The sequence below is a fragment of the Pseudomonas sp. 05N434 genome, assembly GCF_056396965.1.
In genome coordinates this window covers 1-20,264 of record NZ_JBFTMK010000029.1, presented here as the reverse complement: position 1 = coordinate 20,264, position 20,264 = coordinate 1, and the positions used below count along the sequence as shown (strand labels likewise).

Here is a 20,264-nt window from a genome sequence, read left to right as displayed (position 1 = left end):
ACCGACAGTGTGTGCGAATCAGATCTTTTCGCTTTCGACCTGCACATACAGCGAACGCCCGGCACCGAGGCCGGCGATGATCGCGCCAAGACCGATCACGCCGAAGATCCAGCCCAGCGCGCTCCAGCCGCCAGTCCAGTCATGCACCACACCGACCGCGAACGGCCCCATGGATGCCAGGGTGTAGCCGAAACCCTGGGCCATGCTCGACAGGTTGGCGGCGACATGGGCATCCCTCGAGCGCAACACGATCAGGGTCAATGCCAGGCTGAACGTAGCGCCCTGCCCCAGTCCCAGCAGGATTGCCCAGCCCCAAAGGCCGTCGATCGGCGCATACAGGCAACCGAACAAGCCGCCGAGGGTCATTGCCATGACGATCACGATCGCCAGTCGCTGATCCTTGCCACGGGTCGCCAGCCACGGTGCCGCCAACGAGCTGATCAACTGGACAATCACCGACCCCGACAGCACCAGACCGGCCTGGGTTGGCGTCAGACCGCGACCGATCAGAATCGACGGCAGCCAACCGAATACGATGTAAGCCAGAGACGATTGCAGGCCCATGTACAAGGTCACTTGCCAGGCCAGCGGATCGCGCAACAGGCCTCGGACCCGATAGGCAACGTTATGTGCGCCGTGTTTCTGACCGACTTGCGGCAGCCAGAACATCGCCGCGACCAAGGCCGGAACCACCCAGAAGCCAAGGCCCAGCGCCCAACTCTTGTCGAAATGTTCGCTCAACGGCACGGTCGCGCCAGCCGCCATGGCCGCGCCCAGGCACAGGGCCATGGTGTAGACGCCGGTCATGGTGCCGGCTTGTTTCGGGAAGTCGCGCTTGACGATACCGGGCAGCAGCACGCCGATCACCCCGATGCTGGCGCCGGCCAGCACGCTGCCGGCGAAAAGGCCGACCTCGCCGAACGAGCTGCGCAGAATAATCCCGCCGGCCAACATCAGGAGAATCCCCAGCACCACCCGCTCGGCACCAAAACGTCGCGCAAGCACCGGCGCCAACGGCGCGAACAGACCAAGGCAAAGCACCGGCAAGGTGGTCAGCAAACCGGCCTGGGCAGCCGATAGCCCCAGTGTTTTCGAGACCTCGCTGAGCATCGGCGCCATGCTCGACAGCGCCGGACGCAAGTTCAGCGCCACCAGAATCAGCCCCAGCAGCAACAGCCACGGGCGCCGCAGGAGCGGGTGACTTCGCTGAACCTCTGCATCATCGGCCTCGGCATCGATCAACAGCTCTTCGAGCTCCGCCGTCCGCTTGAGCTCGGTGATGCGGCTGTGGCTCGCCTGCTGACTGGACATCGGATTCTCGGTTTCAAGGTTCATTGATCAATTGCCTCATCAGGGCTTTGGCCCGTTCCGGGTCGCGTTGTTCGACGGCATCGAGCAGCTCGATATGCAGGTCGAACACCGCTTGGCGTCGGGGGGTGACGTTCAGGGTCTGACGCAACTGCGCGCCCACGACGCTGGAAAAGTAGCGATACAGCTCGCTGAGGGTCGGGTTGTGCGCCGCGTCCACCAGACGACGGTGAAACACCAGGTCACAGGCGATGTAGGTGTCGAGATCGCCGTGGTAGTGGCTGCCGCTGACGCCCAGCGCCTCGCGCAACGCCACCAGGTCTTCATCGGTGCGGCGTAATGCAGCCAGACCGATGGCTTCGACTTCCAGAATGTGCCGGGTTTCCCGAGCCTGTTCCTGAGAGCAGCGGGACAGCGCCTTCATCGTATCCAAAGGATCGACTACCGCCCGCACGTAGCTGCCGTCGCCCTGGCGGATCTCGATCAACCCGGAAAACGCCAACACGCGCATGGCTTCGCGCACGGTGTTGCGACTGATGCCCAGCTCCGTCGCCAATTCCGGCTCGGTGGGCAAGCGCTGGCCGACCGTCCAGACACCTTGATTAATGCGCAGGCGCAACTGGTCCAGGGCCTGATCGACCAAGGACCGTTTAATTAATGGAGAAATATCTGACATAGAATTCGCCCTTTCATCCAATCATAGGATGAATTTTCTGACATGTTAGTCAGCTTCGTCCGACAAGGCAACGGGCTCACGCAAACCCTGTAGGAGCCGGCTTGCTGGCGATGGCGATCGTACCGACACATTCAGAACTGAACTTTGGCAATGCCCCTCACTATTGCGTACTAGCCTTCTGTTTCTCTCAAAACACAGGAGGGCAATGGAATGCCCGATCTTCCCCATGCCAATCGCTTACGCGCCGGACGTTATTCCCAAACCGGCCAAATCTACCTGCTGACAGCTGTCACCTGGAATCGCACCCCGTTTTTTACTGACTGGCGGGCAGGACGTCTGGTGGTAGACCACTTTCGTCAGGCGCAGACAGAAGAATGGGTCGATTCCCTCGCCTGGGTGGTGATGCCCGACCATTTTCATTGGCTGGTCGAACTGAAGAACAACTCGTTGTCGGCGTTGGTGCTGGCAACCAAATCGCGCAGCGCGCGGGCGGTAAACGCGCGACTGGAGCGCAGAGGGATGGTATGGCAGAGAGGTTTCCATGATCGCGCGATTCGCCGTGAAGCGGATCTGCAAGCGGTCGCCCGATACATCGTTGCCAATCCATTGCGTGCGGGGCTTGTCACACGTGTGCACGATTACCCATTGTGGGATGCCAAATGGCTATAGCCGGGATACTCGGTGGCGTCTGGTATGCCGCCATCGCCAGCAAGCCGGCTCCTACAGGGTTCGCGGTCAGCAGGTGGAGCGTTTCATTGGAGCAAAAAAAACCCGGAACAGAGTCCGGGTTTATTTCACTGCCAAGCGTCTATCAATGCAGGATCTGGCTCAGGAACAACTTCGTCCGCTCGTTCTGCGGGTTGTCGAAGAAGTCGTTCGGCGCGGCCTGCTCGACGATTTCACCCTTGTCCATGAAGATCACGCGGTTRGCCACGGTACGGGCGAAGCCCATTTCGTGGGTCACGCAGAGCATGGTCATGCCGTCTTCGGCCAGGCCGATCATGGTGTCCAACACCTCTTTCACCATCTCCGGGTCGAGTGCCGAAGTCGGTTCGTCGAACAGCATGATTTTCGGTTTCATGCACAGGGCACGGGCAATCGCCACACGCTGTTGCTGACCACCGGACAGTTGCCCCGGGTATTTATGCGCCTGCTCTGGAATGCGTACGCGTTCCAGGTAATGCATGGCGATTTCTTCGGCCTTGCGCTTGGGCATCTTGCGTACCCACATCGGCGCCAGGGTGCAGTTCTGCAGAATGGTCAGGTGCGGGAACAGGTTGAAGTGCTGGAACACCATGCCGACTTCACGGCGGATCGCTTCGATCTGCTTGAGGTCGTTGGTCAGTTCCACGCCATCGACCACGATACGGCCCTGCTGGTGTTCTTCCAGGCGATTGAGGCAACGGATGGTGGTGGATTTGCCGGAACCCGACGGGCCGCACAGCACGATACGCTCGCCCTGCTTGACGTTCAGGTTGATGTCTTTCAACACGTGGAACTGGCCGTACGGCTTGCTTGACGCTGTTGAGCAAGTCGAACAGGCCGATGATGATCACCAGGCTCGTGTCCTTGAACAGCGCAATGAAGGTGTTGACGATGCCAGGGATTACCAGCTTCAGGGCTTGCGGCAAAATCACCAGGCCCATGCTGCGCCAGTAACCGAGGCCCATCGCCGCAGCCGCTTCGTACTGACCTTTAGGGATCGCTTGCAGACCGCCACGCACCACCTCGGCGATGTAGGCCGACTGGAACAGGATCACGCCGATCAACGCCCGCAGCAATTTGTCGAAGTTCATGCCTTCGGGCAGGAACAACGGCAACATCACCGACGACATGAACAGCACCGTGATCAACGGCACACCGCGCCAGAACTCGATGAAGGTCACGCAGACCACCCGAATCGCCGGCATGTTCGAACGACGGCCCAGGGCCAGCACGATACCCAGCGGCAGTGCGCCGACGATACCAACGGTAGCGATCACCAGGGTCAGCATCAGGCCGCCCCACTGGCTGGTCGCCACCTGGCTCAGACCGAATACACCACCGTGCAGCAGGAGGTAGGCAATGATCGGATAGAGCACCAGAAAGCTCAGGCCGTAGATTGCCTTGTGCGGAACACGTGCGATGAACAACGGCGCCACGCCGATGACTGCCAGCCACACGGTCAGGTCCACGCGCCAGCGCAAGTCCACCGGGTAGTAGCCATACATGAACTGGCCGAAGCGCTGCTCAATGAACACCCAGCAGGCACCGGCCTTGGTGCAATCGGCACGGGTGGTGCCGACCCAATTGGCGTCGAGAATCGCCCAGCTCACGAGAGGCGGAACTATCAGGTAAATCAGATAGAACGCGAACAACGTCAGCAGGGTGTTGATCCAGCTGGAAAACATGTGCGCCCGCATCCACGCCACGACACCGATGCTGCTGCTCGGTGGAGGCATGTCGGGTTTGAAAGTATGAGTCGTCATGCGCTCTTCCTTACCGCTCGATCAGCGCAATGCGCTTGTTGTACCAGTTCATCAGCAGGGAAATGCTGATACTGATCGCCAGGTACACGCTCATGGTGATGGCAATGACTTCGATCGCCTGTCCGGTCTGGTTCAGCACCGTACCGGCAAACAACGACACCATCTCCGGATAACCGATACCGGCCGCCAGCGAGGAGTTTTTCGCCAGGTTCAGGTATTGGCTGGTCAGCGGCGGAATGATCACACGCAGGGCTTGCGGGATGATCACCTTGCGCAGGGTCGGACCGTTGCGCAGCCCCAGCGAGTGAGCCGCTTCGGTCTGGCCGTGGCTGACCGACTTGATGCCCGAACGCACGATTTCGGCGATGAACGCCGCGGTGTACACCGTCAGGGCCAGGGTCAGTGCCAGCAGTTCAGGGATCAGCACCCAGCCGCCTACAAAGTTGAAACCTTGCAGCTGTGGCATTTCCCAATGCAGCGGCGCGCCGAAGATCAATGCGCACAACGCAGGGATCACCAGGAACATCGCCAGGCCTACCCAGAATTTGTGGAACGGTACGCCGGTCTCTTCGAAACGCTTGTTGGCCCAGCGGCACATCAGCACGATCGCGACAATGGCCACGACGATGCTCGCCACAAACGGCCAGAAACCGTTCGCTATCAACGCTGCCGGCATGTTCAGGCCGCGGCTGCTGACGAAGAAGGTGTCGCCGAAGTTATGGCTATTGCGCGGCCCTGGCATGGTGAGAAACACCGCGAAGTACCAGAACAGGATTTGCAGCAGCGGCGGAATGTTACGGAAGACCTCGACATAAACCGTCGCCATCTTGGCAATGATCCAGTTCTTCGAGAGTCGTGCCACACCGACGATGAAACCGAGGATCGTCGCCAGGATCACGCCGATGAACGTCACCAGCAAGGTGTTGAGCAGGCCGATGACAAACACCCGGGCATAACTGTCCGATTCGGTGTAGTCGATCAGGTGCTGAGCGATGCCGAAACCGGCGCTGCGCTCAAGAAAGCTAAAACCGGAGGTAATGCCCCGGTGTTGCAGGTTGGTTTGAGTGTTGTCGAACAGGTACCAACCCATCCCGACCACGGCGAGAACCGTAATGATCTGAAACAGCCACGCACGCACTCGCGGATCGCTGAGGCTGAACCTCTGCTTTGGTGCGCCGATTGAATTTTGCATGAAGTGCCCCGGAAATAATGGAACAGAACATCACCCGGTGGTTGGCCCACCGGGCGATAGAACCATCAGCGCACTGGTGGTGCGTATTGAATGCCGCCGTTGGTCCACAGGGCGTTCAAGCCACGATCGATTTCCAGCGGAGTGCCCTTGCCGAGGTTTCTCTCGAAGACTTCGCCGTAGTTACCGACCTGCTTGACGATTTTCACCACCCAGTCTTTCGGCAGCTTCAGATCCTTGCCGTACTCACCGTCGGCGCCCAGCAGACGAGCAACGTCCGGGTTCTTGGTCGACTTGGCTTCTGCCTCGACGTTCTTCGAAGAGATACCGGCTTCTTCGGCGTTGAGCATCGCGTAGCCAACCCAACGAACGATTGCCAGCCACTCATCGTCGCCGTTACGCACGACCGGCCCCAAAGGCTCTTTGGAGATGGTTTCAGGCAGAACGATGTAATCTTTCGGCGAGGCCAGTTTGCTGCGCTGTGCATACAACTGGGACTTGTCGGAGGTCAGCACGTCGCAACGACCGGATTCCAGCGACTTGGCGCTTTCATCGGAAGTGTCGAAGGTGATCGGGGTGTACTTCAGGCCGTTGGCGCGGAAGTAGTCGGACACGTTCAGCTCGGTGGTGGTACCGGCTTGAATACAGATGGTCGCGCCATCCAGTTCCTTGGCACTTTTCACGCCCAGCTTGCTGTTGGCCAGGAAGCCTACGCCGTCGTAATAGGTGATGAAGCCAGGAAACTTCAGGCCCATGCCCGCATCACGGGAACTGGTCATGGTGGAGTTGCGYGACAGCATGTCGATTTCGCCGGATTGCAGAGCAGTGAAACGCTCCTTGGCATTCAACTGGCTGAATTTGACCTTGGTYGCATCACCAAACACTGCAGCAGCTACAGCGCGGCAGAAGTCAGCATCGATGCCAACGATCTTGCCGGTAGAGTCCGGAACCGAGAAACCCGGCAAACCGTCACTCACACCGCACTGTACAAAACCTTTCTTCTGCACTGCATCCAGGGTTGCACCCGCCTGAGCGAACCCACTGACACCGAGCACTGCAGCTGCAGTCACGACGGCCAGGGTGGATTTCAACATCTTCATTCAAACCTCCAGTTTTGCTCTTGTTGTGTCGGAGCTTGAGCCCTGTCGCACCCTTTTGAGGCGTTGCTGACCCTTGTTGGCTTTTTTTAGGGTCAACCGACGTAAGGACCGTCGCTATGAGTCTAGTAGGAGAAAATCCACATCATGGATAACTCACTTCTCACCAATCGGCCGAACGGGCTGTAGCCCTTTCACGTTCGCGAAGCCCGTAGCGGCCACTGGCGAACATCCATCACCGGATTCTTTGCTATCCCACGACTAGCCATACACTGATAGTGTTACCGCCAGGCACGAGATTGGTTGCACAGGGTTCCCCATAGCAAAGCCCGTACCAGACCGCTCGCTAAAGCGATTCAGCGACAGGTCAATAGCAAAACTTTCAACCTTGCGACATCTTCTTAACTGATCAACCGATTGCGCACTCGAACCTCGCACACAATGAGAGCGCACGCACAACAATGGAGCAGACATGACCGAGCCCCTGATTCTTCAACCCGTCAAGCCCGCAGATGCCTGCGTAATCTGGCTGCATGGGCTGGGTGCCGACCGCTACGATTTTTTGCCGGTAGCTGAAGCGCTACAGGAAAACCTGCTCACTACCCGTTTCGTTTTGCCCCAGGCTCCGACCCGCGCCGTCACCATTAATGGTGGCTACGAGATGCCAAGCTGGTACGACATATTGGCCATGAGCCCGGCACGCGCCATCAGCCGCGAGCAGTTGGAGGAGTCCGCGCAACGGGTCGTGAATTTGATTGAAGTGCAGAAGGCCGGCGGAATAGACGCCTCGCGGATCTTTCTCGCCGGTTTTTCCCAGGGCGGCGCCGTGGTTTTGCACACAGCCTTCCTGAAATGGCAGGGACCGCTGGGCGGCGTGCTTGCGCTTTCGACTTATGCGCCGACATTCAGCGATGAACTGGAGCTTTCCGCCAGCCAGCAGCGCATTCCCGTGTTGTCGTTGCATGGTCAGTATGATGACGTCGTGCAAAACTCCATGGGCCGGACCGCCTACGAGTATTTAAAGCAGCATGGTGTCACCGTGACATGGCAGGAATACCCAATGGGCCACGAAGTGTTACCCGAAGAAATTCGCGACATCGGCGTCTGGCTCGCCGAGCGTTTGCGCTAAAAGCTACCCTTTGATCCATCGCACTACGCCGCGCCCGATTCTTGCATTACACTGGCCGGCGTACATTCCTTAACCAATTGATGAGATGACCGTGCTCAAAGCACTCAAGAAAATGTTCGGTAAAAGCGAGGCTGAGCAGCTCGCGCCRGGCTCCAGCGCTCCTTCTCATACCCCCAGCCACCGTACCGACGGTAATCAGCCTGGCCGGACCGCAACCGTAGCGGCACCGAAACACGAGCCGGTGACCACACCGACCGCCCCCTCTGCTCCGGCCATTGCCTCTGAACAGCCGCGCAGCGAAGCCCCGAAACCGGCAAAACCACGCCGCGAACCGAAGCCAAAGGCGCCGGTCATCCCCTGGAAACTCGAAGACTTCGTCGTCGAACCCCAGGAAGGCAAAACCCGCTTCCACGATTTCAAACTCGCCCCCGAACTGATGCACGCCATTCAGGACCTGGGCTTTCCTTATTGCACGCCGATCCAGGCGCAGGTGCTTGGCTTCACCCTCGTGGGCAAAGACGCCATCGGTCGCGCCCAGACCGGTACCGGCAAAACCGCCGCGTTCCTGATTTCGATCATCACGCAGCTGCTGCAAACCCCGCCGCCCAAAGAACGCTACATGGGTGAACCGCGAGCACTGATCATCGCCCCGACCCGGGAACTGGTAGTGCAAATCGCCAAGGACGCGGCCGACCTGACCAAGTACACCGGCCTCAACGTCATGACGTTTGTCGGCGGCATGGACTTCGACAAGCAGCTCAAGCACCTCGAAGCCCGTCACTGCGACATCCTCGTGGCCACTCCGGGCCGCTTGCTCGACTTCAACCAGCGCGGCGACGTGCACCTGGACATGGTCGAAGTCATGGTGCTGGACGAAGCCGACCGGATGCTCGACATGGGTTTCATCCCGCAAGTGCGTCAGATCATTCGCCAGACTCCACCGAAGAACGAACGTCAGACGCTGCTGTTCTCCGCGACCTTCACCGACGACGTGATGAACCTGGCCAAGCAATGGACCACCGACCCGTCGATCGTCGAGATCGAAGCGCAGAACGTGGCCAGCGAAAACGTCGAGCAACACATCTACGCAGTGGCCGGCGCCGACAAGTACAAACTGCTCTATAACCTGGTCAACGATAACGGCTGGGAACGGGTGATGGTCTTCGCCAACCGCAAGGACGAAGTGCGGCGCATCGAAGAACGCCTGGTGCGCGATGGCGTCAACGCCGCGCAACTGTCCGGCGATGTGCCGCAGCACAAGCGCATCAAGACCCTGGAAGGTTTCCGCGAAGGCAAGATCCGGGTTTTGGTCGCCACCGATGTGGCCGGTCGCGGCATTCACATCGACGGCATCAGCCACGTGATCAACTTCACCCTGCCGGAAGTCCCGGACGACTACGTGCACCGCATCGGTCGTACTGGCCGTGCCGGCGCCGATGGTGTGTCCATCAGCTTTGCCGGTGAAGACGACTCCTACCAGCTACCGTCCATCGAGGCGCTGCTGGGTCGCAAGATCAGTTGTGAAACGCCACCGACGCATCTACTGCGGGCGGTTGAGCGCAAGCGCCCATAACACGGGTCGCAGAATAAAAGGCGCAGCCGGAGACGGACTGCGCTTTTTTTTCGTCCGGTTTTTTCAACAGGAGCTTGCTCGAGACAACTAAAAGTCCATAATGGACAAATTAGTTTACTTTCAGCACCCGGAGTCGACCATGCCCAGCACGCCTTACGTGATCACCCAACCCCAGGCCCGCGAACTGTTGGCGCAAGTCGACGTGCCGCAGATCCTGCGCAAGCTGTTCCGCGACCTGGCCGCCGGGCAAGCCGTGCAACCGGCCCAGCAGTTGGTGGAATTCCCGAAAGGTGCCGGGGACTTCATCAACTACTTGGGCGTGCTGGCCGAAGACGGCGTGTATGGCGTCAAGACATCGCCCTACATCGTGCGTGAGCAAGGCCCATTGGTGACCGCCTGGACGCTGTTGATGTCGATGCAGACCGGCCAGCCGCTGCTGCTCTGCGATGCCGGTGAACTGACCACCGCACGCACCGCGGCGACGACGGCGGTGGCGGTCGATGCCCTCGCACCGCTGAAGGCCCAACGCCTGGCGATCATCGGCAGCGGCAAAGTGGCCCAGGCGCACCTGCACTATGTGAAGAACCTGCGAGACTGGCAAAGCATCAGCCTGTATTCACCGAGCTTGCGCGGCAAGAACGCCGAAACGCTGGCGCAACTCGAAAGCCTCGATCCACGGCTGACCCTCGCCGACAGTTGCGACAACGCGATACAAGACGCTGACGTAATCATGCTTTGCACTTCGTCCGCCAGCCCGGTGATCGACCCGTCCATGTTGAGCAAACCGGCGCTGATCACGTCCATCAGCACCAATGCTCCGCGTGCCCATGAAGTGCCGCCGCAGAGCCTCAATGACATGCAGGTATTCTGCGACTATCGCCAGACCACCCCGGGCTCGGCCGGCGAAATGCTGATCGCCGGTGAACAGCATGGCTGGGACAAGCGCTCGATAGTCGGCGACCTGCCCGACTTGCTCAGCGAAAAAGTGCAGCGCCCGGACTACGACCGACCTGTGTTTTTCCGCTCCATCGGCCTGGGCCTGGAAGACATCGCACTGGCCAATGCCATTTACCGCCTACTGGGCTAACACCCGCTCCCACAGGGATCCCCAACAATTTCGGCATTTACGCCCCATCAGGAGACGTTCATGAGCCAGGCAGATTTCATCATTATCGGCGGCGGGATTGCCGGTGCTTCCACCGGTTTCTGGCTGTCGCAGCACGGACGGGTGATTGTGCTCGAGCGCGAATCCCATCCGGCCTATCACTCCACCGGACGCTCGGCGGCGCTCTACACCGCCGCCTACGGCACGCCCCAGGTTCGGGCATTGACCCTGGCCAGCCGCGATTTCTTCGATGCACCACCGCCCGGTTTCTGCGAACACCCGCTGCTGACCCCGCGCGGTGAGATGACCGTCGACTTCACTGGCGATCCGGCCGAGTTGAACAATCAATACCTGAGCGCCAAAGCCACCGTGCCGCAGATGCAACTGCTCAGCGCCGACGAAGCCTGTGCGCGTCTGCCGATCCTGCGTCGGGAAAAAGTCCATGGCGCGATCTACGACCCAACCGCCAGCGACATCGATACCGATGCCCTGCACCAAGGCTATCTGCGCGGTATCCGGCGCAATAAAGGCGAGGTGCATACCGACAGTGAAGTGCTGAGCCTGGCCCGGGATACCGAAGGGCTATGGCAGGTTCAAACCGCCACTCAGACCTTCAGCGCCCCGATCATCATCAACGCCGCCGGCGCCTGGGCCGACAAGGTTGGCGAGCTGGCCGGCGCACAGCCTCTGGGCCTGCAACCCAAGCGCCGGGCAGCCTTTATCTTCGCCGGCCCCGAGGGCCYGGATAGCCATGACTGGCCAATGCTGGTCAGTCTCGATGAATCGTTCTACATGAAACCCGACGCCGGCATGTTCCTCGGCTCACCGGCCAACGCCGATCCGGTGGAACCGCACGACGTGCAGCCCGAAGAACTGGACATCGCCATGGGCATCTACCAGATCGAAGAGGCCACCACCCTGACCATCCGCCGCCCGACCCGCACCTGGGCCGGCTTGCGCAGTTTCGTGCACGACGGGGATTTGCTGTCCGGCTTCGATCAACGCGTACCGGGCCTGTTCTGGGTGGCGGGACAAGGCGGCTACGGCATCCAGACGTCACCGGCCATGGGCCAGGCCAGTGCTGCACTGGTACGCGGCGAAGCCTTGCCCGAACAGCTCACCCGTTTCGGTCTGGACGCCGCGATGCTCTCCCCCGCCCGCCTGGGTTGATCCTGATCCTCAGGTGACGTGCCCACACGATTGCGGCAAACTTCCAGTGCCCCTTTTTAAAGGGGCACTGACGCTGGCCTGGAGCTCCACTGTATGAACGCACCTGAAAAAAACTCGGCCCTGGACAATGTGTCCATGGACAACTTCCGCGCGATTGCCGATGCCATCGCCACGTTGTTCTTCCCTCACGCCGAGGTGGTGCTGCACGACCTGCGCACACAAAAGGTCGACTACATCGCCAACAACCTGTCCAAACGGGAAATTGGAGACGACTCGTCGCTGGAGGACATGCTCAGCGAAGAGGTCAGTGAACGAAACATCGGGCCGTACGAAAAGCTCAACTGGGACGGCCAGAAGATTCGCAGCCTCAGCAGCGTGCTGCGCGACAGCGAAGGGCAACCGCTGGCAGTGCTGTGCATCAACCTGAATATCTCGTTGTTCGAGAACGCGAAGGCGGCGCTGGATTTGTTCCTGTCGCCGACCAAGCTGATTCCGCAACCGGACTCACTGTTTCGCGATGACTGGCAAGAACGGATCAACACTTTTCTGCATGCCTGGCTGCGCGAGCGCCAGTTGAGCCTGAATGTGCTGACCCGCGACCACAAACGCGAACTGGTGCTGGCGCTGCACGCCGAAGGCGCCTTCAAAGGCAAAAGCGCCTCCAACTACGTGGCCAATGTGCTGAACATGGGCCGGGCGACGGTGTACAAGCATTTGAAGGAATTGAAGGGCTGAAAATCAAAAGATCGCAGGCTGCGCCAGCTCCTACAGAGAAATGTGGTCCTCTTTAGGAGCTGCCGAAGGCTGCGATCTTTTTCCGATCAATCGCCGTAGATGTCGGACTTGAAGTACTTCTCCGAAATCTTCTGGTATTCGCCATTGGCGCGAATGCCGTCGATGGYCGCGTTCAGTTCACTGACCAACTCGGTGTTGCCCTTGCGCACGGCAATCCCGGCGCCCTCACCCACGTATTTCGGATCCTTGAGTTCCGGCCCGACAAAGGCGTAACCCTTGCCACGCGGCATCGACAGGAAGTCATTCAATGGAATGGTGTCGGCAAAAATGGCATCGAGGCGACCTGCCGCCAGGTCCATGTAGATTTCTTCGTTGTTGCCGTAACGCTTGACGTTGATGCCCTTCGGTTCGAAAACCTCGGTGGCGTAACGGTYGGTAGTGGTTGCGCGTTGAACGCCGACTGTCTTGCCCTTGAGGCTGGCGTACTGGTCATCGACCGCCGCGCCTTCCTTCATCACCAGTCGCGATGAGGTGAAGTAGTACTTGTGGGTGAAATCCACCGACTTCTTACGGTCTTCATTGATGGTCATGGACGACAGCGCCATGTCGATTTTCTTCACTTTCAGGGAAGGAATCAGACCGTCGAATTCGCCTTCGACCCACACACACTTGACCTTCATCTGCGCGCACAGGGCGTTGCCAATGTCGTAGTCGAAACCGACAATTTCACCTTTGTCGGTTTTCGATGCGAACGGCGGATAGGCCGCTTCAATACCGATGCGCAGGCTTTTCTCGGCAGCGAACACGCTACTGCACGCCAACAGGCTCAGGGCCAGACCGGTGATGAGGGGGAATTTCTTCATGTTCGTTCTCTCGCGGGTTGTTGTTGGTTTGGCAAGACAGAAGAAAAAGCTGAAACAGGGAACGCCTTTTTTTGTACTTATAAATCCATACTGGACTTTTATGTATTAACCGTCAATCGGGCGCATACAGATCTTCCAGCCTCTGGTCGGGAGGGGAATCAGTGGATTTTTGGGTGATGCAGAAGGCCTCTTCGCGGACAAGTCGGACCGCGAAGGTGTATTCGAAAGCACTGGAGGAATTACTGCTTCCAGCGATCCGCCGCCGCATGATCGCTGTCGCGCCCTTCAACCCAGCGCGCGCCATCACTGGTGTTTTCTTTCTTCCAGAATGGCGCGCGGGTTTTCAGGTAGTCCATGACAAAGGCGCAGGCATCGAACGCTGCCTGACGGTGGGCGCTGGCGGCACCGACGAAGACGATCGGCTCGCCCGGCTCCAGTGCGCCGATGCGATGCAGCACTTCCAGCTTCAACAGCGGCCAGCGCTGCTCGGCCTCCGCGGCAATCTTGCCCAGGGCTTTTTCGGTCATGCCCGGGTAGTGCTCCAGAAACATCCCGGCGACGTCGAGGCCGTCATTGAAGTCGCGTACATAGCCGACAAAACTCACCACCGCACCGACGCCCACATTGGCCGCGTGCATGGCGTTGACCTCAGCGCCCGGGTCGAACGGCGTGGGCTGCACACGAATCGCCATGGCTCAGCCCCCGGTCACGGTTGGAAAGAAAGCCACTTCATCGCCATCGCCGACCGGCTCATCGAGCTGGCAGAGGTCTTCATTGCGGGCGCACATCAGGTTCTGCTCGCTCAACACTTCGGCGCCTTCACGTTGGGCCAGCAGTGCACGCACATCGTCAACCGTGGCGAAATCACCTTCAACCTTCACTGAATCCACGCCGAGCGCCTCACGGTAACGGGCAAAAAACTTCACGGTCACGTTCATGGCTGCTCCGCCTGAAAATGGCCGCTCTTGCCGCCGAGTTTTTCCAGCAGCCGCACGCTCTCGATGGTCATGCCGCGGTCCACGGCCTTGCACATGTCATAGATGGTCAACGCCGCGACACTGGCGGCGGTCAGCGCTTCCATCTCGACGCCGGTCTGCCCGGACAACTTGCAGCGCGCCACGATGCGCACGGTGTCGTCGCCTTCGGCACTGAGTTCGACCTTGACGCCGGTGAGCATCAACGGATGGCACAGAGGAATCAGATCGCTGGTTTTCTTCGCCGCCTGGATGCCGGCGATCCGCGCCACGGCGAACACATCACCCTTGGGATGACCGCCGCTGACGATCAACTGCAGGGTTTCGGGCAGCATGCGCACCAGCGCTTGGGCCGTCGCTTCGCGGAACGTCACGGCTTTTTCGGTGACGTCGACCATATGGGCGCGACCTTGGGAATCGAGATGAGTCAGCACAGCGTTACTCCTGATCAGGAGCATCGATTGTAAACCTGCGGGTCAATTTTCCGCACGCACGATTATCCGATCGACATGCCTCGCTCCTACAGAGGAAATGCGGGACACAAAAAACGGGGCGACCCGTGAGGTCGCCCCGTTTTTGTGGTTCAAGGTTACAGATGCGATTCGGCGTATTCGGCCAGAATCGAACGTGGCACCCCTTGCAGGGTGATGTGTACACCGTTGGGGAAGTCTTTGAAGCGTTCGGTCAGGTACGTCAGCCCGGAGCTGGTCGCGGACAGGTAAGGGGTGTCGATCTGCGCCAGGTTGCCCAGGCACACCACTTTGGAACCGGCGCCAGCACGGGTGATGATGGTTTTCATCTGGTGCGGCGTGAGGTTCTGGCATTCATCGATCAGGATCAGGCTCTGCTGGAAGCTACGGCCTCGAATGTAGTTGAGGGATTTGAACTGCAACGGCACTTTGCTGAGGATGTAGTCGACGCTGCCATGGGTGTTTTCGTCATCCATGTGCAAGGCTTCGAGGTTGTCGGTGATGGCGCCCAGCCAAGGCTCCATCTTTTCCGCTTCGGTGCCGGGCAGGAAACCGATTTCCTGATCGAGCCCCTGCACGCTGCGGGTGGCAATGATGCGCCGGTAGCGTTTGCTGACCATGGTCTGCTCGATGGCCGCCGCCAGGGCCAGGATGGTTTTACCGGAACCGGCCGCGCCGGACAGGTTGACCAGATGAATGTCCGGATCGAGCAAGGCGTACAGCGCCAGGCTTTGATAGATGTCACGCGGTTTCAGGCCCCAGGCTTCCTGGTGCAACAGAGGCTCCTGATGCAGGTCGAGGATCAACAATTTGTCGACCTGGATTTCCTTGATCCAGCCGACAAAGCCCTGTTCGTCGATGATGAACTCGTTAACGTGCACGGCAGGCAGGTTGTCGATCAGCTGCACCTGATGCCAGGTGCGACCATGATCCTGCCGGGTTTCGACTTTACTCACCCGGTCCCAGAAGGAGCCGGTCATGTTGTGGTAACCGTTGGGCAGCAACGAAACGTCGTCGACCAGTTGGTCGGTACTGTAGTCCTCGGCCGCGATCCCACAAGCCCKGGCCTTGAGGCGCATGTTGATGTCTTTTGTGACCAGCACCACGGGCAGTTTTGCATCACGCGCGCGCAGGTCGATCAGCTGGTTGATGATGATGTTGTCGTTCAGGTGCTCGGGCAGAATGATGTTCGGCTCGGCACGCTTGCTCATCAGAATTGACAGCAAGCCCTTGGGCCCGCCCTTGCCACGCTGGATCGGAACGCCGAGTTCGACGTCTTCGGGGCTGGCATCGCCCAGGGTCTTGTCGATCAGCCGAATGGCCTGGCGGCATTCCGCTGCAACGCTGTGAGGCCCGCTCTTGAGCTTGTCCAGCTCTTCAAGCACGGTCATCGGGATCGCGACGTGGTGTTCTTCGAAGTTAAGCAGGGCGTTTGGATCGTGAATCAATACGTTGGTATCGAGTACATAAAGGATTGGCTGGTTGGAAGGGCTACGTCCGTGATCATCCATACTCGGTCACCTTTGTGGGAGCCAGTCGACGCAATACCATGACAGTGCTGCGCCTCGAAGTGGCCACCGAAATCACCTGCTCAGACTCAAGTGATTGCAACCCAAACGGAGTCTTGGAAGACGCCACCTGTGTTGCAGGTTTCGGCGGTCTGTCTTCGTAATACTCCAAAACACATGACAGAAAAAAGCACTTTGACGTTTTTTTGAAGTTTATTTTTCAGAATGACCAATAGCACTTGGCGGACTGCCAGCACCCCGCTAAAGTCGGAAGTCCGCCTGCATCGAAATCTCCTCCAAAAACGTCCCTTCCCCAATGTTTACGGGCTTTCCCCGTTTCAGCGAAACGCGTCCTGACAGTTTTCCCAACCGATCCCGCTTGGCGCCGTTTGCGTGATGAGCCAGGGCATCGCGGTTTTCAGCGCGTCCTGCTTCACATTGAAGTTGATCACCCCGTGCCGCCACAGCAGCATCAGGGTCAGCACCCGTTGCGCACTCTGGCTGCCCTTGAGCTTGCCGGCGCCGTCCTGGGCATCGATGTCCCACAATGCCACCTGCAAACCCTGAGACCTGAAGAAGCCTTCAGCATCGGACCGACGCTGGCCATCGGGCGGACGAAACAGCGGCACGTAATTCTCCGGCAGCTTGCCCTTGACCAGCTCGGCGCTGCGCCGCACCGAGTCCTGCCAGTCTTGCCAGTGGCTGTGGGAACGGAACTCCCAACCCTGCACACCAACGCATTGCTGCGAATAGGTCCCTTGCAGGCTGGTCGCCGAACCTTCAGCCAGACGGGCCTGGATGTCCTTGCCGAGGACGAAGAACGTCGCGCTCATGTTCGATTTGCGCAGGTACTCGGTGACCCAGGCAGTGTTATCCGGCACGGCATTGGCAGCGCTGTCGAAAGTCAGCAGGAACAGGCGATCATTCATGGCATCGCCATTGTGCTCATAGTCGCCAAAACGATCGACTTCGCTGCTGGTCTGCGGGAACAGCGCGGCCTTGCGCAATTGCTCGTCCAGATACTGGGCGTGGAACAACCGGCTCGGCTCGGCCCACTTGATGTAGTAGCTGTCGTTGCTGATCTGAAACTTGGCCGCTTGCTCCCGCAAGGTATCCATGTCCTCGACGAGGAAACAGAAAGAGGCATCCTGATCGCAACTCTGCTGGGCGAAGTTGTAGTTGCTCAGCAACCGCTGCCACATGCGCTGGCGCAGCTGGTTGACCGACTCCAGATTGACGGTGCGCAGGCCCAGGCGTTGAGCCAGGCTTGCTTCATCGAGCGATTCGCTGGCGAGCAGGACGCGGGCGAACATGAGGATTTCGGCCCGGGAGGCAACGTCGAACAGGGTCGGGTTGCTGAGCCGCTCAGGCCAGGTGCTGCGATCCAGCGTCGCCACATCGCCCGGCGCCGCCTGGGCGACGAAACTCAACAGCGAGGCGAAGAATAGAAAAACGATACGCAATGGGATGTCTCCATAACAAAACCCGCGCGGCACTATAGCCGATAGCGTTCAAATTCCCGCATCTGCGCCGAACTCATTGTGGCGAGGGAGCTTGCTCCCGTTGGGCTGCGAAGCAGCCCCAAACCGACAAATACTTTCTCTGGATAAAACCATGCGCCTGTATTGCGACCGCTTCGCGCTCGAGCGGGAGCAAGCTCCCTCGCCACAGGATCTTCTTCTGCCACAAAACCTGGCGACACCACCGATCACCTATGACACCCATAGCTGGAGTCAACACAGACAACCCCCTAGAATCGCCCCCACGATTAAAGGAGCCGACTTCATGCTGATGGTGATTTCCCCCGCCAAGACCCTCGATTACGAAACACCGCCGGCGACCCAGCGCTTCACTCAGCCGCAATACCTCGACCACTCCCAGGAACTGATCCTGCAACTGCGCGACCTGACACCGGCGCAGATCAGCGAGCTGATGCACGTCTCCGACAAGATTGGCGGCCTCAATGCCGCACGTTTCGGCAGCTGGACCCCGGCCTTCACCCCAGCCAACGCCAAGCAGGCCTTGCTGGCATTCAAGGGTGACGTGTACACCGGCCTGAATGCACAAACCTTCAGCGAAGCCGACTTCGATTACGCCCAGCAGCACTTGCGCATGCTCTCCGGCCTGTACGGCCTGCTTCGCCCTCTGGACCTGATGCAGCCCTATCGGCTGGAGATGGGCACCAAGCTGGCCAATGCCCGTGGCAAGGATCTGTATGCCTTCTGGGGCACGCGGATCAGCGAATGGCTGAACGAAGCGCTGGCCGATCAGGGCGACGATGTGCTGCTGAACCTGGCCTCCAACGAATACTTCTCGGCGGTCAAACGCAGCGCCTTGAACGCGCGCATCATCAATACCGAGTTCAAGGATTTGAAGAACGGCCAGTACAAAATCATCAGCTTCTACGCGAAAAAGGCCCGCGGGATGATGAGCCGCTTCGTCATCGAAGAACGCATCAATGACCCGGTCGCCCTCCAGCAGTTCGATGTTCAGGGTTATCGCTACAGCAGCGAACAGTCTAAACCGGACAATCTGGTGTTCCTGCGCGATCACGCACCGGAGTAACCAGACCCGCACTCAATTCGCGCACGACACCAACAACTTCGTCGTGCGCTACCCCTTCGATCCTCGAACAATCCCCGCCCTTTTCGCCGACTTATTGGCGCCAAAAAACAAGCACTCGATTTTCTAACTTTTGTTTCACTCGACTTTGCTGATTTTTTTCAGTAGTGGCACTGAAAATTTTTGTGAGTAGTGGCAAAAAAGTACCCAAGGCAATAATCACCCTATATATAAAGGGCGAAACGGCAAGTGCTATCAATATGAAAGCAGTGCCATCTTTTTCAATATTTCAAGAAATTCCAGAAATCGCGATGGGTGGACTGGAACTATGTCCAAATGCGTCGCTCATACCACCCGTAACGATTCTCTCGGCGAACGTACGAGATAACTTACACAGAGAAGCGGTCCCGATAGCGAAGTTGTCATATTAACTTGAACTTATGGATCACTTGTTTGGGCAACACATGAAGGACAGGAGATAACGCATCATTAATATCCCCTACAAGGCCACGGCTGCGCCCCTATAAACGTGCTCACCCGAGCACCCAACCGCTTGATTTACGGGCTTCTGGCCTGGCATTGAGCGCGCAAGACCTTTGCACGAACGTCCTCTGATTAGAGGGTCGGCTGCATAACAGGGCACGTCATAACAATAAGGCCTGGTTACGCACTTCTTGAGTGCACTTATTTAGACACTCGGAACTTAGTATGCCTGCACCCGGCATTGTGACGCCTTTAAGGCCGCACTTGCGAGTGCATTATGACCGCTGAACACCATTAACTCCGGCCATGTAATGGCTTGTTGAACACAGTCTTGATTAACTGAGAGGTAAATGCGATGCGCATCAGCATATTTGGTTTGGGTTACGTCGGTGCAGTCTGTGCCGGTTGCCTGTCTGCACGGGGCCATGACGTCGTTGGCGTCGATGTTGCCAAAGACAAGATCGATATGATCAACGCCGGTCGTTCGCCGATCGTTGAACCTGGCCTGGGCGAACTTCTGAAACAGGGCATCGAGACTGGCCGCCTGCGCGGCACGACCAACTTCGCCGAGGCAATTCGCGACACCGACCTGTCGATGATCTGCGTCGGCACGCCGAGCAAAAAGAACGGCGACCTGGAACTGAACTACATCGAGGCTGTGTGCCGCGAAATCGGTTTTGTTCTGCGTGACAAAACCACCCGCCACACCATCGTCGTGCGCAGCACTGTGTTGCCGGGCACCGTGGCAAACGTGGTCATCCCGATTCTCGAAGACTGCTCCGGCAAGAAAGCAGGCGTCGACTTCGGCGTTGCCGTGAACCCTGAGTTCCTGCGTGAAAGCACCGCGATCGCCGACTACGACCAGCCGCCAATGACCGTCATCGGCGAGTTCGACAAGGCTTCGGGCGACGTTCTGCAATCGCTGTACGAAGAACTCGACGCACCGATCATCCG

General features: G+C 58.8%; 19 protein-coding genes and 1 pseudogene. 8 read left to right on the top strand and 12 right to left on the bottom strand.

What is annotated here, in order from left to right:
• Positions 1-18 precede the first annotated feature (18 nt).
• Complete coding sequence (locus AC1DLB_RS03555; RefSeq protein ID WP_477743264.1) at positions 19-1,335, bottom strand: CynX/NimT family MFS transporter; 1,317 nt, start codon at positions 1,333-1,335, stop codon at positions 19-21.
• Positions 1,325-1,984: a FadR/GntR family transcriptional regulator gene (locus AC1DLB_RS03550; protein ID WP_028940339.1), complete on the bottom strand. Its 660-nt coding sequence runs from the start codon at positions 1,982-1,984 to the stop codon at positions 1,325-1,327. Before AC1DLB_RS03550 ends, AC1DLB_RS03555 begins: the two co-directional genes overlap by 11 nt.
• Before the next feature lie 210 nt (positions 1,985-2,194).
• Between AC1DLB_RS03550 and AC1DLB_RS03545 the strand changes: the two genes are divergently transcribed.
• Positions 2,195-2,653, top strand: coding sequence for an REP-associated tyrosine transposase (locus AC1DLB_RS03545; protein WP_018927107.1), 459 nt, complete (start codon positions 2,195-2,197; stop codon positions 2,651-2,653).
• Positions 2,654-2,795: 142 nt separating this feature from the next.
• Here the strand turns inward: AC1DLB_RS03545 and AC1DLB_RS03540 are convergent, their stop codons facing one another.
• The 4 genes and pseudogenes from AC1DLB_RS03540 to AC1DLB_RS03525 form a co-directional block, all read right to left on the bottom strand.
• Positions 2,796-3,476 (bottom strand): amino acid ABC transporter ATP-binding protein, encoded by a 681-nt coding sequence (locus AC1DLB_RS03540; protein WP_477784610.1) that lies wholly within the window; start codon positions 3,474-3,476, stop codon positions 2,796-2,798.
• A gap of 16 nt (positions 3,477-3,492) precedes the next feature.
• A pseudogene (locus AC1DLB_RS03535) lies at positions 3,493-4,452 on the bottom strand (amino acid ABC transporter permease); the annotation flags it as partial.
• 10 nt (positions 4,453-4,462) lie between these two features.
• Entirely contained in the window at positions 4,463-5,644 is a 1,182-nt protein-coding gene (locus tag AC1DLB_RS03530; protein WP_018927109.1) for an amino acid ABC transporter permease, read from the bottom strand.
• A gap of 65 nt (positions 5,645-5,709) precedes the next feature.
• Positions 5,710-6,741 carry an amino acid ABC transporter substrate-binding protein gene (locus tag AC1DLB_RS03525; RefSeq protein ID WP_018927110.1) on the bottom strand — a complete coding sequence of 344 codons (1,032 nt, stop codon included), beginning with the start codon at positions 6,739-6,741 and terminating at the stop codon, positions 5,710-5,712.
• A 469-nt stretch (positions 6,742-7,210) separates the two neighbouring features.
• Here AC1DLB_RS03525 and AC1DLB_RS03520 point away from each other — a divergent pair, with 469 nt between their 5' ends.
• From AC1DLB_RS03520 to AC1DLB_RS03500, 5 genes are all read left to right on the top strand, one after another.
• The gene (locus tag AC1DLB_RS03520) at positions 7,211-7,867 is read left to right on the top strand and encodes an alpha/beta hydrolase (protein WP_018927111.1); all 657 of its coding nucleotides are present in this window, start codon (positions 7,211-7,213) and stop codon (positions 7,865-7,867) included.
• An 85-nt stretch (positions 7,868-7,952) separates the two neighbouring features.
• Positions 7,953-9,440 (top strand): ATP-dependent RNA helicase RhlB, encoded by a 1,488-nt coding sequence (gene rhlB / locus AC1DLB_RS03515; RefSeq protein WP_477743263.1) that lies wholly within the window; start codon positions 7,953-7,955, stop codon positions 9,438-9,440.
• 139 nt (positions 9,441-9,579) lie between these two features.
• Entirely contained in the window at positions 9,580-10,527 is a 948-nt protein-coding gene (locus tag AC1DLB_RS03510) for an ornithine cyclodeaminase family protein (RefSeq protein WP_477743262.1), read from the top strand.
• Positions 10,528-10,587: 60 nt separating this feature from the next.
• Complete coding sequence (locus AC1DLB_RS03505) at positions 10,588-11,715, top strand: NAD(P)/FAD-dependent oxidoreductase (RefSeq protein WP_477784609.1); 1,128 nt, start codon at positions 10,588-10,590, stop codon at positions 11,713-11,715.
• Positions 11,716-11,808: 93 nt separating this feature from the next.
• A complete protein-coding gene (locus AC1DLB_RS03500; RefSeq protein ID WP_018927115.1) occupies positions 11,809-12,450 on the top strand; it encodes a helix-turn-helix transcriptional regulator in 642 nt (213 codons plus the stop codon).
• A gap of 86 nt (positions 12,451-12,536) precedes the next feature.
• On the opposite strand, the gene AC1DLB_RS03495 is transcribed toward AC1DLB_RS03500, so the two are convergent.
• The 6 genes from AC1DLB_RS03495 to AC1DLB_RS03470 form a co-directional block, all read right to left on the bottom strand.
• Complete coding sequence (locus AC1DLB_RS03495) at positions 12,537-13,313, bottom strand: ABC transporter substrate-binding protein (protein WP_477784608.1); 777 nt, start codon at positions 13,311-13,313, stop codon at positions 12,537-12,539.
• Positions 13,314-13,552: 239 nt separating this feature from the next.
• Positions 13,553-14,005 (bottom strand): molybdopterin synthase catalytic subunit MoaE, encoded by a 453-nt coding sequence (gene moaE, locus AC1DLB_RS03490; protein ID WP_018927117.1) that lies wholly within the window; start codon positions 14,003-14,005, stop codon positions 13,553-13,555.
• Between the two features lie 3 nt (positions 14,006-14,008).
• Positions 14,009-14,251 (bottom strand): molybdopterin converting factor subunit 1, encoded by a 243-nt coding sequence (gene moaD / locus AC1DLB_RS03485; protein WP_018927118.1) that lies wholly within the window; start codon positions 14,249-14,251, stop codon positions 14,009-14,011.
• Positions 14,248-14,721 carry a cyclic pyranopterin monophosphate synthase MoaC gene (gene moaC, locus AC1DLB_RS03480; protein WP_018927119.1) on the bottom strand — a complete coding sequence of 158 codons (474 nt, stop codon included), beginning with the start codon at positions 14,719-14,721 and terminating at the stop codon, positions 14,248-14,250. The genes moaD and moaC overlap by 4 nt, the downstream gene beginning before the upstream one ends.
• Before the next feature lie 155 nt (positions 14,722-14,876).
• On the bottom strand, positions 14,877-16,268 hold the full coding sequence (locus AC1DLB_RS03475; RefSeq protein ID WP_018927120.1) for a PhoH family protein: 1,392 nt from the start codon (positions 16,266-16,268) through the stop codon (positions 14,877-14,879).
• Between the two features lie 335 nt (positions 16,269-16,603).
• Positions 16,604-17,728: a polysaccharide deacetylase family protein gene (locus AC1DLB_RS03470; protein WP_258612664.1), complete on the bottom strand. Its 1,125-nt coding sequence runs from the start codon at positions 17,726-17,728 to the stop codon at positions 16,604-16,606.
• Between the two features lie 322 nt (positions 17,729-18,050).
• Between AC1DLB_RS03470 and yaaA the strand changes: the two genes are divergently transcribed.
• Complete coding sequence (gene yaaA, locus AC1DLB_RS03465) at positions 18,051-18,830, top strand: peroxide stress protein YaaA (protein ID WP_064620184.1); 780 nt, start codon at positions 18,051-18,053, stop codon at positions 18,828-18,830.
• An 835-nt stretch (positions 18,831-19,665) separates the two neighbouring features.
• A partial coding sequence (locus AC1DLB_RS03460; RefSeq protein WP_477784607.1) for a nucleotide sugar dehydrogenase occupies positions 19,666-20,264 on the top strand: 599 nt, incomplete at its 3' end.

Bases quoted from the DNA above. Each gene is read 5' to 3' on its own strand.
- yaaA (WP_064620184.1), top strand. From the start codon at position 18,051: ATGCTGATGGTGATTTCCCCCGCCAAGACCCTCGATTACGAAACACCG.
- AC1DLB_RS03555 (WP_477743264.1), bottom strand. From the start codon at position 1,335: ATGAACCTTGAAACCGAGAATCCGATGTCCAGTCAGCAGGCGAGCCAC.
- moaE (WP_018927117.1), bottom strand. From the start codon at position 14,005: ATGGCGATTCGTGTGCAGCCCACGCCGTTCGACCCGGGCGCTGAGGTC.
- AC1DLB_RS03530 (WP_018927109.1), bottom strand. From the start codon at position 5,644: ATGCAAAATTCAATCGGCGCACCAAAGCAGAGGTTCAGCCTCAGCGAT.
- AC1DLB_RS03500 (WP_018927115.1), top strand. From the start codon at position 11,809: ATGAACGCACCTGAAAAAAACTCGGCCCTGGACAATGTGTCCATGGAC.
- moaD (WP_018927118.1), bottom strand. From the start codon at position 14,251: ATGAACGTGACCGTGAAGTTTTTTGCCCGTTACCGTGAGGCGCTCGGC.
- AC1DLB_RS03550 (WP_028940339.1), bottom strand. From the start codon at position 1,984: ATGTCAGATATTTCTCCATTAATTAAACGGTCCTTGGTCGATCAGGCC.
- AC1DLB_RS03545 (WP_018927107.1), top strand. From the start codon at position 2,195: ATGCCCGATCTTCCCCATGCCAATCGCTTACGCGCCGGACGTTATTCC.
- AC1DLB_RS03520 (WP_018927111.1), top strand. From the start codon at position 7,211: ATGACCGAGCCCCTGATTCTTCAACCCGTCAAGCCCGCAGATGCCTGC.
- AC1DLB_RS03510 (WP_477743262.1), top strand. From the start codon at position 9,580: ATGCCCAGCACGCCTTACGTGATCACCCAACCCCAGGCCCGCGAACTG.